This is a genomic window from Streptomyces sp. NPDC058663 (genome assembly GCF_042716745.1).
In the GTDB taxonomy this organism is placed as follows: Bacteria; Actinomycetota; Actinomycetes; order Streptomycetales; family Streptomycetaceae; genus Streptomyces.
This window is the reverse complement of sequence record NZ_JBHXRV010000003.1, coordinates 143,321-157,994: the sequence shown is the minus strand read 5'-3', so window position 1 is coordinate 157,994 and position 14,674 is coordinate 143,321. Positions and strand designations below refer to the sequence as shown.

General features: G+C 71.0%; 10 protein-coding genes. 3 read left to right on the top strand and 7 right to left on the bottom strand.

Going from position 1 to position 14,674, the window contains the following annotated elements; genetic code table 11:
- Positions 1-90: 90 nt before the first annotated feature.
- The 5 genes from ffh to ACFWVV_RS03520 all read right to left on the bottom strand — a co-directional run bounded on the left by ffh (position 91) and on the right by ACFWVV_RS03520 (position 7,793).
- A complete protein-coding gene (gene ffh, locus ACFWVV_RS03540; RefSeq protein ID WP_384344496.1) occupies positions 91-1,641 on the bottom strand; it encodes a signal recognition particle protein in 1,551 nt (516 codons plus the stop codon).
- Positions 1,642-1,755: 114 nt separating this feature from the next.
- Complete coding sequence (locus ACFWVV_RS03535; protein ID WP_384344493.1) at positions 1,756-4,176, bottom strand: [protein-PII] uridylyltransferase; 2,421 nt, start codon at positions 4,174-4,176, stop codon at positions 1,756-1,758.
- 150 nt (positions 4,177-4,326) lie between these two features.
- The gene (locus ACFWVV_RS03530; protein ID WP_384344490.1) at positions 4,327-4,665 is read right to left on the bottom strand and encodes a P-II family nitrogen regulator; all 339 of its coding nucleotides are present in this window, start codon (positions 4,663-4,665) and stop codon (positions 4,327-4,329) included.
- Entirely contained in the window at positions 4,662-6,023 is a 1,362-nt protein-coding gene (locus ACFWVV_RS03525) for an ammonium transporter (RefSeq protein WP_384344487.1), read from the bottom strand. Before ACFWVV_RS03525 ends, ACFWVV_RS03530 begins: the two co-directional genes overlap by 4 nt.
- A gap of 294 nt (positions 6,024-6,317) precedes the next feature.
- A complete protein-coding gene (locus ACFWVV_RS03520) occupies positions 6,318-7,793 on the bottom strand; it encodes a hypothetical protein (protein WP_384344485.1) in 1,476 nt (491 codons plus the stop codon).
- A gap of 531 nt (positions 7,794-8,324) precedes the next feature.
- On the opposite strand from ACFWVV_RS03520, the gene ACFWVV_RS03515 reads away from it, so the two are divergent.
- Positions 8,325-8,978 carry a bifunctional DNA primase/polymerase gene (locus ACFWVV_RS03515; protein WP_384344483.1) on the top strand — a complete coding sequence of 218 codons (654 nt, stop codon included), beginning with the start codon at positions 8,325-8,327 and terminating at the stop codon, positions 8,976-8,978.
- A 169-nt stretch (positions 8,979-9,147) separates the two neighbouring features.
- Here the strand turns inward: ACFWVV_RS03515 and ftsY are convergent, their stop codons facing one another.
- Positions 9,148-10,356, bottom strand: coding sequence for a signal recognition particle-docking protein FtsY (gene ftsY / locus ACFWVV_RS03510; protein WP_384344480.1), 1,209 nt, complete (start codon positions 10,354-10,356; stop codon positions 9,148-9,150).
- A 198-nt stretch (positions 10,357-10,554) separates the two neighbouring features.
- Between ftsY and ACFWVV_RS03505 the strand changes: the two genes are divergently transcribed.
- Both ACFWVV_RS03505 and ACFWVV_RS03500 read left to right on the top strand, forming a co-directional pair.
- On the top strand, positions 10,555-12,000 hold the full coding sequence (locus tag ACFWVV_RS03505) for a purine-cytosine permease family protein (RefSeq protein WP_384344477.1): 1,446 nt from the start codon (positions 10,555-10,557) through the stop codon (positions 11,998-12,000).
- Positions 12,001-12,058: 58 nt separating this feature from the next.
- Positions 12,059-13,042 (top strand): LLM class flavin-dependent oxidoreductase, encoded by a 984-nt coding sequence (locus ACFWVV_RS03500; RefSeq protein WP_384344474.1) that lies wholly within the window; start codon positions 12,059-12,061, stop codon positions 13,040-13,042.
- Positions 13,043-13,076: 34 nt separating this feature from the next.
- Here the strand turns inward: ACFWVV_RS03500 and ACFWVV_RS03495 are convergent, their stop codons facing one another.
- Entirely contained in the window at positions 13,077-14,501 is a 1,425-nt protein-coding gene (locus ACFWVV_RS03495) for a sugar porter family MFS transporter (RefSeq protein ID WP_384344471.1), read from the bottom strand.
- Positions 14,502-14,674: the final 173 nt, after the last annotated feature.

The following is a 14,674-nucleotide window of genomic DNA, read 5'->3' as shown; positions in this document are numbered from 1 at the left end:
ACGTCACTGTGGGCGCCCTCACCAGGGAGGACGCCCACAGCGACCGGGATCCGCCGGCCGCCGGGGCCGGAACCGCACGGACGACCCGGGTTACATGAACTTCTTGAACTCGTCCGGCAGTTCGAAGTCCTTGCCGCCCTGACCCGCGGGGAGGCCGAACGCGCCACCGCCCTGCGCGGCCTGCTCGCGCCGCTCGGCGGCGGCCTGCTCCTCGGCCTTGCGCTTCATCGGGTTGCCGCTCTTGCGCTTGCCCTTGGCCTGCTTGATCTGCTTCTTCTGCCTGCCGGGGCCGCCACCCATGCCGGGGATTCCCGGCATACCGGGCATGCCGCCGCCCTGAGCCATCTTCGACATCATCTTGCGGGCCTCGAAGAACCGCTCGACCAGGCCCTTCACGGCGCTGACCTCGACGCCGGAGCCCTTGGCGATACGGGCACGGCGCGAGCCGTTGATGATCGTCGGCTCGGCCCGCTCGGCGGGGGTCATCGACTTGATGATGGCGCCGACGCGGTCGACTTCCTTCTCGTCGATGTTGTTGATCTGGTCCTTGATCTGCCCCATGCCCGGCAGCATGCCGAGCAGCTTGGAGATCGAACCCATCTTCCTGACCTGCTCCATCTGGGCCAGGAAGTCGTCGAGCGTGAAGTCCTTGCCCTTGGAGGACGCCAGCTTGGAGGCCATTTGAGCGGCCTCTTCCTGGCTGAAGGTCTTCTCCGCCTGCTCGATCAGGGTGAGCAGGTCACCCATGTCGAGGATGCGCGAGGCCATGCGGTCCGGGTGGAACGCGTCGAACTCGTCCAGCTTCTCGCCGTTGGAGGCGAACATGATCTGGCGGCCGGTGACGTGCGCGATGGAGAGCGCCGCACCACCACGGGCGTCGCCGTCCAGCTTGGAGAGCACCACGCCGTCGAAGCCGACGCCGTCGCGGAACGCCTCGGCGGTGTTGACCGCGTCCTGGCCGATCATCGCGTCGACGACGAAGAGGATCTCGTCCGGGCTGACGGCGTCGCGGATGTCCGCGGCCTGCTGCATCAGCTCCTGGTCGATGCCGAGCCGTCCTGCGGTGTCGACGATGACCACGTCGAACTGCTTGGTCTTCGCGTACTCGATGGAGTCCTTGGCGACCGTGACCGGGTCGCCGACGCCGTTGCCCGGCTGGGGCGCGTAGACCGCGACTCCGGCACGGTCGGCGACGACGCTCAACTGGTTGACGGCGTTGGGGCGCTGGAGGTCGCAGGCCACGAGGAGCGGGGAGTGGCCCTGCCCCTTCAGCCACAGACCCAGCTTTCCGGCGAGGGTCGTCTTACCGGCACCCTGGAGACCCGCGAGCATGATCACGGTCGGGCCGGACTTGGCGAAGCGCAGACGGCGGGTCTCGCCGCCGAGGATGCCGACCAGCTCTTCGTTGACGATCTTGATGATCTGCTGGGCGGGATTCAGCGCCTTGGAGACTTCGGCGCCGGACGCCCGCTCCTTGACCTGCTTGATGAAGGCCCGGACGACGGGCAGGGCGACATCCGCTTCGAGCAGTGCGATACGGATCTCGCGTGCCGTGGCGTCGATGTCCGCCTCACTGAGGCGGCCCTTGCCCCGGAGGTTCTTGAAAGTCGCGGAAAGGCGATCGGAGAGGGTATCGAACACGGTGGTCGCGGATCCTCGGGTCGGGGGCGGACGGGCAATGGCACCCAGGGTATCCGGACGGAGGTGGTGCGGTCTGCCCCTGGGGTGCACGGCCGCCCGCCCCTCGCTCCCCGGCTACACCAGCGCCCCCTCGACCGTCTTCGCGACCCCTGCCGCGTCCGCCGCCGAAAGCTGCTCCCCCTTCGCACCCGTCACGTAGAAGGCGTCCACCGCGCTCGCCCCCAGCGTCGACACGTGCGCGCTCCGTACCCGTACCCCCGCCGTGTCCAGTGCCCGGCCGATGCGGTGCAGGAGACCCGGGGCGTCCTGGGCGCGCACCTCCAGGACCGTCGCGTGCCGGGACGCCGTCGGGGCGACCGTCACGCGCGCCGCGGGTGCCCGGCTCGTGCGCCGCGCGCGCCCGGCCGCGTACGCCTTCTCCCGCTCGGCCAGCCGGGCCGGCAGGTCCAGCGAGCCGTCCAGCGCGCGGACGAGATCGGCGCGCAGCCGCGTCGCCTCCGGCAGTCCCCCGTACGCCGCCGCCACCCGCCAGTCCAGCAGCAGGACGGGGGCCGCGCCGTCCAGCGGGGGCTGCGCCGAGCGCAGTTCCGCCGTCCGCACCGTCAGCCGGTGCATGGCGAGGACCCCTGCCACCGCGGGCAGCACTCCCGGCCGGTCGGGAACGGCGATCAGCAGCTCGACCCCGAGCCCGGCGTCCCCCTCCTCCCGTGCCCGCAGTGTCAGCGCGGGCCCGTCCGTGCGGTGCGCCTCGATCGCGAGCCGTTCCTGTTCCGCGTCGAGGGCGAGTGGTTCCGGGTCCGCCAGCGGCTCCCCCGCCAGTACGGCCCCCGCCCGTTTCACCAGGTCCGCCACGAGCGAGGCCCGCCACGCCGACCAGGCTGCCGGGCCGGTGGCCAGTGCGTCCGCCTCGGTCAGCGCGTGCAGCAGTTCCAGGGTGGCCACGGAGCCGACCGCGTCCGCCACCCCCCGTACCGTCGCCGGGTCGTCCAGATCGCGTCGCGTGGCCGTCTCGACGAGCAGCAGATGGTGGCGTACGAGGGTGGCGACGACGGTCACGTCCGCCGCGTCGAACCCGATCCGCGCCGCCATGTCGCGGGCGATGGTCTCCCCGGCCACCGAGTGGTCACCGGGCCACCCCTTGCCGATGTCGTGCAGCAGGGCGGCGACGAGCAGCAGGTCGGGGCGGCTCACCCGGCGGGTCATCGCGGCGGCGCGCACCGCGGTCTCGGCCAGGTGGCGGTCGACGGTCCAGGTGTGCACGGGGTTGCGCTGGGGCCTGCACCGCACCCGTTCCCAGTCCGGCAGCAGCCGGGTGACCAGGTCCTGTGCCTCCAGCGCCGCCCACACCCCGATCGCCGGCTCCCCCGCACCGAGCAGGGTGACCAGTTCCTCGCGGGCCTCGGCGGGCCAGGGCACCGGCAACGCCGGCGACACCTTGGCCAGTTGGCGTACGGCGTGGCGGTTGACCGGCAGCCCGGCCTGCGCGGCGGCGGCCGCCAGCCGGAGCAGGAGGACCGGGTCGCGTTCCGGCCGCGCGGTGCGGGCAAGCACCGCTTCGCCGTCCTGCTCGACCACGCCGTCGGCGAGCGGGGTGCGCTCGGGCGCGGGCCGCCCGCCGAGCAGCGCCTTCAGCCGGGGCCGCACGGAGCGGGCCCTCACCACCCGGGCCACCTCGCGCCAGGTGACGTCACCGGCGTACGAGATGGTGCGCGCGGCCTCGTACACCTGGCGCAGCAGTACGTCCGCGTCCAGGACGCCGAGCGCTTCGGCCACCTGGTCCTGTTCCTGGAGCGCGAGGCGGTCGGTGGCCCGCCCCGAGGCCAGATGCAGGGCGTCGCGAACGTCGAGGAGGGTGCGGCGGGCGTCGGCGAGGCCCTCGCGGGGGGCGTCCGCGATCCAGGAGGCGGCGACGGCGCGCAGCGCGGTGGCGTCGCGGAGGCCGCCGGCGGCCTCCTTGAGGTCGGGTTCCAGGAGGTACTGCAACTCGCCTGCGCGCTCCGCCCTTTCGAGGCAGAGCTCGTGGAGTTCGGGCAGGCGCTTGGGTGCCTGGTTGCGCCAGTCGGCGAGGACGGTGGTGCGCAGGGCGGTGGTGAGGCCGAGGTCGCCGGCGAGGTGGCGGGCGTCGAGGAGGCCGAGGTGGGCCTTGAGGTCCTCGCCGGCCACCTTGCGGGCTTCGGCGGGGGTGCGCACGGAGTGGTCGAGGTCGAGGCCGAGGTCCCAGACGGGGTACCAGATGCCGTCGGCGAGGGCGGCGACGGAGGTGGCCGGGGCTCCGTCGTGCAGGAGCAGGAGGTCGAGGTCGCTGCGGGGCGAGAGCTCGCCCCTGCCGTACCCGCCGACGGCGACCAGGGCGGCGCGGGGGCCTCCGGCCCGCGCAGCGGCGGCGGTGAAGAGGCCGGCCAGCCACTCGTCGGTGAGATTCGCCAGGCCGGTACGGCGGGAGGGGCCCGGCCGCACCTCCTGCTGAAGCAGGTGCAGCCGGGCCGCCGCGTAACCACCGCGCTCCGAGCCGTCGATCGGATCCTTGCCAGTCACCCGGTAACTCCCTCACCAATCGCCACAGTCGGATCAAACGGCCCCCTGGGCGGCGGGGCCGCCCTGAACCTCGCCCCCTGGGGCGGCCCCCGGCGGAGCCGGACAACTCGGCCCCGCCCGCCCCCGGCCGGCCACATCCCCCCAGCGGAGCTACAGCGCGTCGGGCCCCCGCTCCCCCGTCCGCACCCGCACCGCCGTCTCCACCGGCACACTCCACACCTTGCCGTCGCCGATCTTCCCGGTGCGGGCCGCCTTGACCACCACCTCGATCAGCTGCTCCGCGTCCCCGTCCTCCACCAGCACCTCGATGCGGATCTTCGGGACCAGGTCCACGGTGTACTCGGCACCCCGGTACACCTCGGTGTGCCCGCGCTGCCGGCCGTAGCCGCTCGCTTCCGTGACCGTCAGGCCCTGCACTCCGAAGGCCTGCAGGGCCTCCTTGATCTCGTCCAGCCGGTGCGGCTTGACGACTGCCGTGATCAGCTTCATGCGTCCACCTTCTTGCTCGCTTCAACAGTCGGTCCGGGGACGGGGGTGCGCGGGGCCGCGCCACCGCCCGCACCGGTGAAGTCGTATGCCGTCTCGGCGTGTTCGGTCTGGTCGATGCCCGAGACCTCGACGTCCTCCTCGACCCGCATGCCCATCGCCTTGTCGACGGCGAGGGCGAGCAGGGCGGAGACGATCAGGGAGTAGGCGAGGACGGCGACGACGCCGAGCGCCTGCTTGCCGAGCTGTTCGAGGCCGCCGCCGTAGAAGAGGCCCTTGGCGTCGGACTGTACGCCGCCGGTGGCGAAGAACCCGACCAGCAGGGAGCCGATCACACCGCCGACCAGGTGGACGCCGATGACGTCCAGCGAATCGTCGTACCCCAGCTTGTACTTGAGGCCCACGGCCATGGCGCAGACCACGCCCGCGATGACGCCGATGGCGATCGCGCCGAGCGGCGAGCAGGACCCGCCCGAGGGGGTGATCGCGACCAGTCCGGCGACCGCGCCGGAGGCGGCGCCCAGTGTCGTGAACGCGCCGTGCCTGATCTTCTCGTACGCCAGCCAGGCCAGCATCGCCGCGGCCGTCGCGACCTGGGTGTTGACGAACATGACCGCGCCGACGCCGTCGTCGTTGCCCAGCCAGGACCCGGCGTTGAAGCCGAACCAGCCGAACCACAGCAGTCCGGCGCCGAGCATCACCAGCGGCAGGCTGTGCGGGCGCATCGGGTCCTTCTTGAAGCCGACCCGCTTGCCGATCACCAGGATCACGCCGAGGGCGGCCGCGCCCGCGTTGATGTGGACGGCGGTGCCGCCCGCGAAGTCGATGACGCCCATCTCGAAGAGCCAGCCGCCCGCGCCCCACACCCAGTGCGCGACGGGGAAGTACACGACGACGACCCACAGGGTGATGAACAGCGCCCAGGCGGTGAACTTCACCCGGTCCGCGAGCGCACCGCTGATCAGCGCGGGCGTGAGCACCGCGAACATCAGCTGGAAGACGGCGAAGACGTAGACCGGGATGGTGTAGCCGTCCCAGAGCTCGGTGAGGCCGATGCCGCCGAGTCCGACATAGTCCGGGTTCCAGCCGATGACCGAGCCCAGGTCGTCGCCGAAGGCGAGGCTGAAGCCGAAGAGCACCCACAGGATCGTGACGATCCCGAGGCTGATGAAGCTCATCATCAGCATGTTGAGGGTGGACTTGACCCGGACCATTCCTCCGTAGAAGAAGGCCAGGCCGGGGGTCATCAGCATCACCAGGGCGGAGCAGATGAGCATGAAGCCGGTGTTGGCGGCGGACAGCGTGGGTGCGTCCGCGGCGAGTGTCACCGTCAGGGCTTCTGTCGGGATGCCTGGGGGCATCGGCGTCTCCTCGTCTCGGGGGCCAGTGCGGGGTGGCTGGTTATGGACCCAGAGAGTGGCGGAGCGCGGTTTCGGCGGATGCCGCTCGATGTTTCGCGGCAGTGACGATGACGGCGTGCGTGTTACACGGGAATGAACTCGCGGATCATCGGGGGAGCCCGCAGGTCTTCGGCTGCGGGCGTACGGGCCCCGGGGCCCCGCATGAGCCGGCCGCGACAGCTACCCGGGTGACCTGGCGGCGGGGGAGCCGAATCGGGCTTCGCGGGATCGCTGTCGCGGCCGGGTAGGTGGGCCCTACACCGCCTCGGCGGGTTCGGGCAGCTGGGCTCCCAGCAGGTCGGTCAGGTCGACGACTTCGGCCACGTCGCCGAATTCCCGCACCGCGCCTTCGACGGTCTTGCGGATGCGGTTGTTGACCCGCTCCGACCTGACCTTCTTGGCGACCTCGAGGGCCCGCTCGGAAAGGTCCACGGCCTGCTCGGGCTCCCTCTTGAGCAGGTGCACGGTGGCCATGCCGATCAGGTTCAGCGCGTACGACCGCTGGTGCTCGGAGTCCTTTTCGAAGAGCTGTACGGCACGGTCCATGACGGGCTCGGCGAGGGAGGCGTACGTCGGGCTGCGGCCTGCCACGTAGGCGAGGTCGCGGTAGGAGTGCGAGTTCTCGCCGTTGAGCTCGGCCTCGGAGAAGAAGCGGATCCAGTCCGGGTCCCGCTCGTCGTCGAGTCCCGCGTCGGTGAAGGTGTCCTCGGCCATCCGCACGGCCCGCTTGCACTTGCTGGGCTGGCCCATGTTGGCGTACGCACGGGCCTCCATCGCATACAGCATCGACTGGGTGCGGGCGGTGGCGCAGTCGCGGCTGCCGTACTGGGCGAGGTGGACCAGTTCGAGCGCGTCCTCGGGGCGGCCGAGGTGGATCATCTGACGGCTCATGCTGGAGAGGATGTACGAGCCCAGCGGCTTGTCGCCCGCTTCCTTGGCGGCGTGCAGGGCGAGCACGAAGTACTTCTGGGCGGTGGGCTGGAGCCCGATGTCGTAACTCATCCAGCCCGCCAGCTCGGCGAGTTCGGCGGCGCACCGGAACAGCCGCTTGGAGGTGGCGCCTGGCTGCGGTTCCTGGAGGAGGTCGGTGACCTCGTGGAGCTGGCCCACGACGGCCTTGCGGCGCAGTCCGCCGCCGCACTGGGCGTCCCACTGGCGGAACATCATGGTGGTGGATTCCAGGAGCTGGAGTTCCGCCTCGGAGAGGCGGGCGGGCCGCCGGGAGGCGACGGCCGGCTCCGCCGGGGCGGGGTCCCCGGGAGGGGCGGGAACCAGCCAGCGCTGCATCGGCTCGATGAGGGTGGGCCCGGCGGACAGCGCGAGCGCGGAGCCGAGGAAGCCCCGGCGGGCCAGCATCAGATCGCTGCGGGAGAACTCGCTCAGCAGCGAGACGGTCTGCGGCCCGGCCCACGGCAGGTCCACGCCGGAGACGGACGGCGACTGGTGGGCGGCGCGCAGCCCGAGGTCCTCGATGGCGACCACCGCGCCGAAGCGCTCGGAGAACAGCTCGGAGAGGATGCGCGGAATGGGCTCGCGCGGGTTCTCGCCGTCCAGCCAGCGGCGCACCCGCGAGGTGTCGGTGCTGATGTGGTGGGCGCCCATCTGGCGGGCCCGCCGGTTGACCTGGCGCGCCAGCTCGCCCTTGGACCAGCCGCTGCGCGCGAACCACGAAGCGAGCTGCTCGTTCGGGCGCTTTCCAGCGTGTCCGTCGCTACCGCTGCTGCCGCCCACGGGAACGCCCCCATTCCGTCTTCGCCACCGTCCGCACCGTCCGCGCCGGCGTCTTTGCCGGGCGTCCGTACTGCCCACCCGGGACGGGCCGCACACCACATCCCGGCAACTCTTCTCGGACCCTCCGTACGAACCCCTGCAGAATGCCGCCCCTGGGGGCCCGCTGTCCGCCGAATGCACCCCGTCGAACAGGAATCCGGCTTGCCTCCGGCATACCCGTGAACGTGCGCACTGGGGGGTTCATGCACTGAAAGTAATCCTACGATCACCCCTCCGGCGAGGGCACTTACAGAAACGCCACCATTCGCCACCCCTCCGAGTGAACTCCCCGCCGGGCAGGCGCGATTCACTTGACACAGGACGATCAGGAACAGGCGGAGCGACGCACGCCGGAGCGCGTGCGTCGCCCCGCACTACCCCGGGTGACCCGATACGCCACCGGAGCCGGATCGCCGGCCACTTTCGTTGACGGAGCGTCATCGGACCGTTCCACGTCGTAACCACCGGCGCGTTCGACCCGTTGGAGGGGGCATGGGCTTCACGATCGGCGGCATCCGGGACATGCGGTCCGGCACGCGGCGCCGCGGCCGCACGGCAGACGGCACAGCGGTGGCGGAGTACACCGGGCTGTGGGGCTGGGACGTGATCCCGGGAGCACGGGCGGTCGCGGGCGTCTGCTCCTGCGGCGACGCCGCGTGCGGGGCTCCCGGCGCGCACCCCTTCGACTTCGCCCCGGTGGTACCTGCCGGGGCCACGCTGGACGAGGTCACCGCCGCCTGGGCCCAGTTTCCCGGCGCGGCGGTGCTGCTGCCGGTCGGCACCTCCTTCGACGTGCTGGACGTGGCCGAGGCGGCGGGGCGCCGCGCACTGGTCCGGCTGGAGCGGATGGGCATTCCGCTGGGCCCCGTCGCCGGGACGCCGGACGGCCGCACGCACTTCTTCGTCGCACCGGGCGCGGCCGCGGCGCTGCCCGAGCTGCTGTACCGGATGGGCTGGGACGACGCGGAGCTGGATCTGCACTGTCTGGGCACCGGCGCGTACGTGACCGCTCCCCCGTCGGACCACGCGGGTCTGGGCCAGGTCCGCTGGCTGCGTCCGCCGTCGCTCGACACGGCGGCCAGGCCCCCGCAGGCCCGGCTGCTGCTCGGCACGCTGGCGTACCTCTGCCACCGGCATCCGGCGTGAGCGCCCCGCGGCATCCGGCGTGAGCGCCCTGCGCAGGAAAGGGACCACCCCTCGACGTTGAGGGGTGGTCCCTTTCGTACGTACGTGTCCAGAACCCGGCTCGCGCGGCCGGCCGTCCGGACCCCGGTTCTTGTGGCCCGGCTCCCGGACCGCCGTGGGTGTCCGGGGTTCAGTCCCCGATCAGCGCGTCCACGAATGCCTCCGGCTCGAACGGAGCCAGGTCGTCCGCGCCTTCGCCGAGGCCCACCAGCTTGACCGGTACACCCAGTTCGCGCTGGACGGCGATCACGATGCCGCCCTTGGCGGTGCCGTCCAGCTTGGTGAGCACGATGCCGGTGATGTTCACGACCTCGGCGAACACCCGCGCCTGGACCAGGCCGTTCTGACCGGTGGTGGCGTCCAGGACGAGGAGCACCTCGTCGAGCGGGCCGTGCTTCTCCACGACGCGCTTGACCTTGCCGAGCTCGTCCATGAGGCCGGTCTTGGTGTGCAGCCGGCCTGCGGTGTCGATGAGGACGACGTCCGCGCCCTCCGCGATGCCTTCCTTGACGGCGTCGAAGGCGATCGACGCCGGGTCGCCGCCCTCCGGGCCCCGTACGGTACGGGCGCCGACGCGCTCGCCCCAGGTCTGGAGCTGGTCGGCGGCGGCGGCGCGGAAGGTGTCGGCGGCGCCGAGCACGACCGAGCGGCCGTCGGCCACCAGGACGCGGGCCAGCTTGCCGGTGGTGGTGGTCTTGCCGGTGCCGTTGACGCCGACGACCATGACGACGCCTGGGGTTTCGAGGCCGCCCTCCGTCTTCACGGAGCGGTCGACGTCGGTGCCGATGAGGGCGAGCAGTTCCTCGCGGAGCAGGGTGCGCAGTTCGTCGGGGGTGCGGGTGCCGAGCACGCGGACGCGCTCGCGCAGCCGTTCGACGAGTTCCTGGGTGGGGGCGACGCCGACGTCGGCGGTGAGGAGCGTGTCCTCGATCTCCTCCCAGGTGTCCTCGTCGAGGTTGTCGCGCGAGAGCAGCGCGAGCAGGCCCTTGCCGAGCGAGTTCTGGGAGCGGGCGAGCCGGGAGCGCAGCCGTACCAGACGGCCGGCGGTGGGCTCGGGCACGTCGAGTGCGGGTGGCTCCTCGACGGGCGGTGCGACGACGACCGGGGCCTCGGTGGCTCCCGGGAGGTCCACCTCCTCGATGGTGCGGCGCGCTTCGTCCTTCGGCGGAGCGGCGTCCTCGCCCACTTGAGGTTCGGCGGGCGGGGCAGTGATGGTCGGCGTGCTCGACGGTGCCGAGGGGGGCAGCTGCTTCTTCTTCTTGCGGCTGCCGACCACGAGCCCGCTGATCGCGCCGACCGCGACCAGGGCGATGACTACAGCAAGGATGAGGATGTCCATAACCCGACCAGTATCGGCCACGGATGCCTCAGGGGCCCGATTTGGGGCTTCCTCCAAGAGACATACCCGCAGCAAGGCGTGCAGTCGGGTCAAAGTACGATGGTCTGGCCTGTATCAACGCGCGTAGAGTCCCTGACGAACACTCCCCCACCGGTCCGCAACGTCGCGGGCCGAGCGAGAGGCATGGAACCCCACCCCATGAGCACCACCGCCGAATCCCCCACCGCCGCTGAGAGCACGGTCGAGACCCGAGGCCTGGAGCCGGTCCCGGACAACGAGCGCACCGGCCACGTCCGCGAGCTGTTCCCGACCTGGGTGGCCGCCAACATCAGCGTGCTGCTGCTCACCATGGGCGCCGGACTGATCGTGTTCAACGGGCTCAACTTCTGGCAGGTGCTGGTCGTCGCGGTCACCGCGCCGGTCGTGTCGTACGGCCTGGTCGGTCTGATCTCGATCGCCGGCAAGCGCGGCGGCTCCCCCGGCATGGCCCTGTCCCGGGCGGTATTCGGGCAGCGCGGCAACCTCTTCCCCGGTTCGCTGATCTGGGTGGCCCGCTGGGGCTGGGAGACGATCAACGCGGTCACCGGCGCGTACGCGGTGCTGACGGTCCTGGACCTGCTCTTCGGGATCAAGAGCAACACCACGCTCGTGGTCGTCACCCTGCTGCTCTTCGTGGCCTGCACGTTCATCGTGTCGGGGCTCGGCATCAAGGCGCTGCAGATCTGCCAGAAGTGGTCGACGTACCTCTTCGGCGTCTTCTCCGTGCTCGTACTGGTCTACTTGATCGCCAACACCGACTGGTCGTCCGTCTTCGCCAAGCCCGCCGGGTCCACCGCGATGCTGATCGCCGGCATCGGCACCATCGCCGCGGGCGGCATCAGCTGGGTCCCCTCGGGCCCGGACTTCACCCGCTACCTGCCCCGCAACGCCTCCAGCAAGGGCATGGTCGGCGCCTCCATCGGCGGCGCGGGCATCGTGGTCCTGCCGATGGTCCTGATGGGCGCGGTGATGGCCGTCTCGACGCCGAACCTGGCGAGCGCGCAGGACCCGGTCTCCTTCATCGGCGAGCTGCTGCCGATGTGGATCTCGGTCCCGTACCTGGTCATCGCCCTGATCGGGATGCTCCTGATCAACTCGATGTCGATGTACTCGGCCGGCTTCACCGCGCAGACGCTGGGCATCAACGTGCCGCGCGCCTGGGCGGTCAGCGTGAACGCCCTGATCAGCCTGATCTTCGGCTTCCTGCTGATGGTGGTGGCGACCAGCTTCATCGGCTCGTTCATCTCCTTCCTGACGCTGCTCGCGGTGGCGTTCTCGGCCTGGATCGGTGTGTTCGGCGTGGACATGCTGAAGCGCCGGACGTACGACGGCGAGGCGCTCATGGACACCGGGCGCACCAGCGCCTACTGGTACCGCGGCGGCTTCGCGCCGTCCGCCATGGCGGCGTGGGGAGTGGCCCTGGTGGTCGGTCTGCTCTTCACGAAGGTCGAGTGGTTCACCGGCCCGCTGGCCTCCACCTGGCTCGGTGCCAACGGGCTCGGCTGGGTCGTGACGATCGTCGCCGCCGGCGTGCTGTACGCGGTGCTGCCGCGGGAGCAGGCACCCGAGCGCCGCGAGGAGCCCGTCGAAAGCCTGTCCATCTGACGCCTCGTCAACTACGGTCCCCCTTCGCTGTCCACACCGGCGGAGGGGGATTTTCGTCATGGTCCATTCGGTGGTCCGGTTCAATCTGGTCGAGCCCGGGGCGACCCCCGCGTCCCTCGGTGCCCGCTACCGCGCCGCGGTGGAGATGGCCGCGTACGCCGACGAGCACGGCGTCGACACGGTCCAGACGGAGGAGCACCACGGCGCCGCCAACGGCTGGCTGCCCTCCCCGTTCGCCTTCGCGGGCGCGGTCTTCGGCGCGACCCGGCGCATCGCCGTCACCGTCTCGGCGATCATCGGTCCGCTGTACGACCCGCTGCGGCTCGCCGAGGACATCGCCGTGCTGGACCTGCTGAGCGGCGGCCGGCTGATCACGGTCGCGGGGATCGGCTACCGGCCGGAGGAGTACGAGCAGCTGGGCGCGGAGTGGGGCAGGCGCGGCAAGCTCCAGGACGAGCTGCTGGAGACCCTGCTGAAGGCCTGGACGGGCGAGCCCTTCGTGTTCCGCGGCCGTACGGTGCGCGTCACGCCCCGTCCGTACACCCAGCCGCATCCGATGCTGCTGGTCGGCGGCAGCTCGAAGGCGGCGGCCCGGCGGGCGGCCCGGCTCGGACTGCCGTTCTTCCCGAGCGCCCATCTGCCGGAGCTGCGGGCGTACTACGAGCAGCGGTGCGCGGAGCTGGGTACGCAGGGGTTCTGCATGATGCCGGCGGCCCGGACCCCGCTGCTGCACCTCAGCGAGGACCCGGAGCGCGCCTGGGCGACGTACGGCGAGCACCTCCTGCACGAGGCGCGGACGTACGCCTCCTGGCAGTCGAAGGACATCCGCTCGGCGGTGTGCTCCACCGCGGCCACGGTCTCGGAGCTCCGGGCCGAGGGGGTCTACCGGATCCTCACTCCGGAGCAGTGCGTGGAGCTGGCGGCGGAACCGGACGCGCAGAGCCTGGTCCTGCATCCGCTGTGCGGCGGCATGCCGGTGGCCGAGGGCCGGGAGAGCCTGCGCCTCTTCGCGGAAAGGGTGCTGCCCCGGCTCGGGGGATGAGCCGGGGCAGCACCTTCGTACGACGGAGTGGGCGTCAGCCCATCTCCTCCAGCTTCTTGCCCTTGGTCTCCTTCACGAACTTGAGCACGAAGGGGATCGAGAGCGCGGCGAAGACCGTGTAGATGACGTACGTGGCGGAGAGGTTCCAGCTCGACAGGCTCGGGAAGCTGGCCGTGATCGCCCAGTTGGCGATCCACTGGGCGGCGGCGGCCACACCGAGGGCGGCGGCGCGGATCCGGTTGGGGAACATCTCGCCGAGGAAGACCCAGACGACGACGCCCCACGACAGGGCGAAGAACAGCACGAAGACGTGGGCGGCGATCAGGGCGACCATGCCCTGGGTGTCCGGGAGCTTGCCGTTCACCATGTCGGCGGAGAAGGCCCAGGCCTCGAAGGCGAGGGCGATCGCCATACCGACGGAGCCGATCAGGGCGAGCGGCCTGCGGCCGATCCGGTCGACGAAGATCATCGCGATCACCGTGCCGATGATGTTGATGATCGACGTGGTGAAGGAGTAGAAGAACGAGTCGCTCGGGTCGATGCCCACGGACTGCCACAGCGTCGCGGAGTAGTAGAAGGCGACGTTGATGCCGACCAGCTGCTGGAAGACGGAGAGGCCGATACCGACCCAGACGATCGGCAGGAAGCCGAACCTGCTGCCCAGCAGATCCTTGAAGGTCGACTTGTGCTCGCGGTGCATGGCGTGCTCGATCTCGGCGACGCGCGCGTCCAGATCGATGTGCTCGCCCTCGACCTCGGCCAGGATCTTCTTGGCCTTCGCGGTCTTGCCCACGGACACCAGGAAGCGCGGCGACTCGGGGATCACGAAGGACAGCAGGCCGTAGATGACGGCGGGGACGACCATCACGCCGAGCATGACCTGCCAGGCTTCCATGCCGCCGACGATCTTCCGGCGGTCGTCGCCGCCCGCCCAGTTGAGGATGCCCCAGTTGACGAGCTGGGAGATCGCGATGCCCAGGACGATCGCGCCCTGCTGGAAGGAGCCGAGCCGGCCGCGGTAGGCCGGCGGGGCGACCTCCGCGATGTAGGCGGGGCCGATCACCGAGGCCATACCGATCGCGATGCCGCCGAGGAAGCGCCACATGGTGAGGTCCCACAGCGCGAAGGGCAGGGCGGATCCGATGGCGCTGATGGTGAACAGCACGGCGGCGATCTGCATCACACGGATGCGGCCGATGCGGTCGGCGAGCCGGCCCGCGGTGGCCGCGCCGATGGCGCAGCCGATCAGGGCGACGGCGATGACCTGCCCGAGGGTGCCGGCGCCGATGTCGTACTTGTGGCCGATCGCCCTGGTCGCCCCGTTGATCACCGAACTGTCGTAGCCGAAGAGGAAGCCGCCCATCGCGGCCGCGGCCGTGATGAAGATGACATGGCCGAGGTGCTCCGGAGCGGCCTCCCGGCCTCCGGGCGCCGGCGGCGTCTGCGCTGTGCTGGTCACGTGAACTCCTGGACCCGGCCGCGTTGCCGGGCATGTCCGTGGGGGGCAGGCACTTCAGTGGCTTCCAGTGGCGCACAACTCCACGTCACTCACCACTTGAAGCCAATAGAAGCCAAATGGATCGGGGGAGATCGTATGCCTTCAACTTCTGAAGCGTAAGTGGGGGTCCTTTC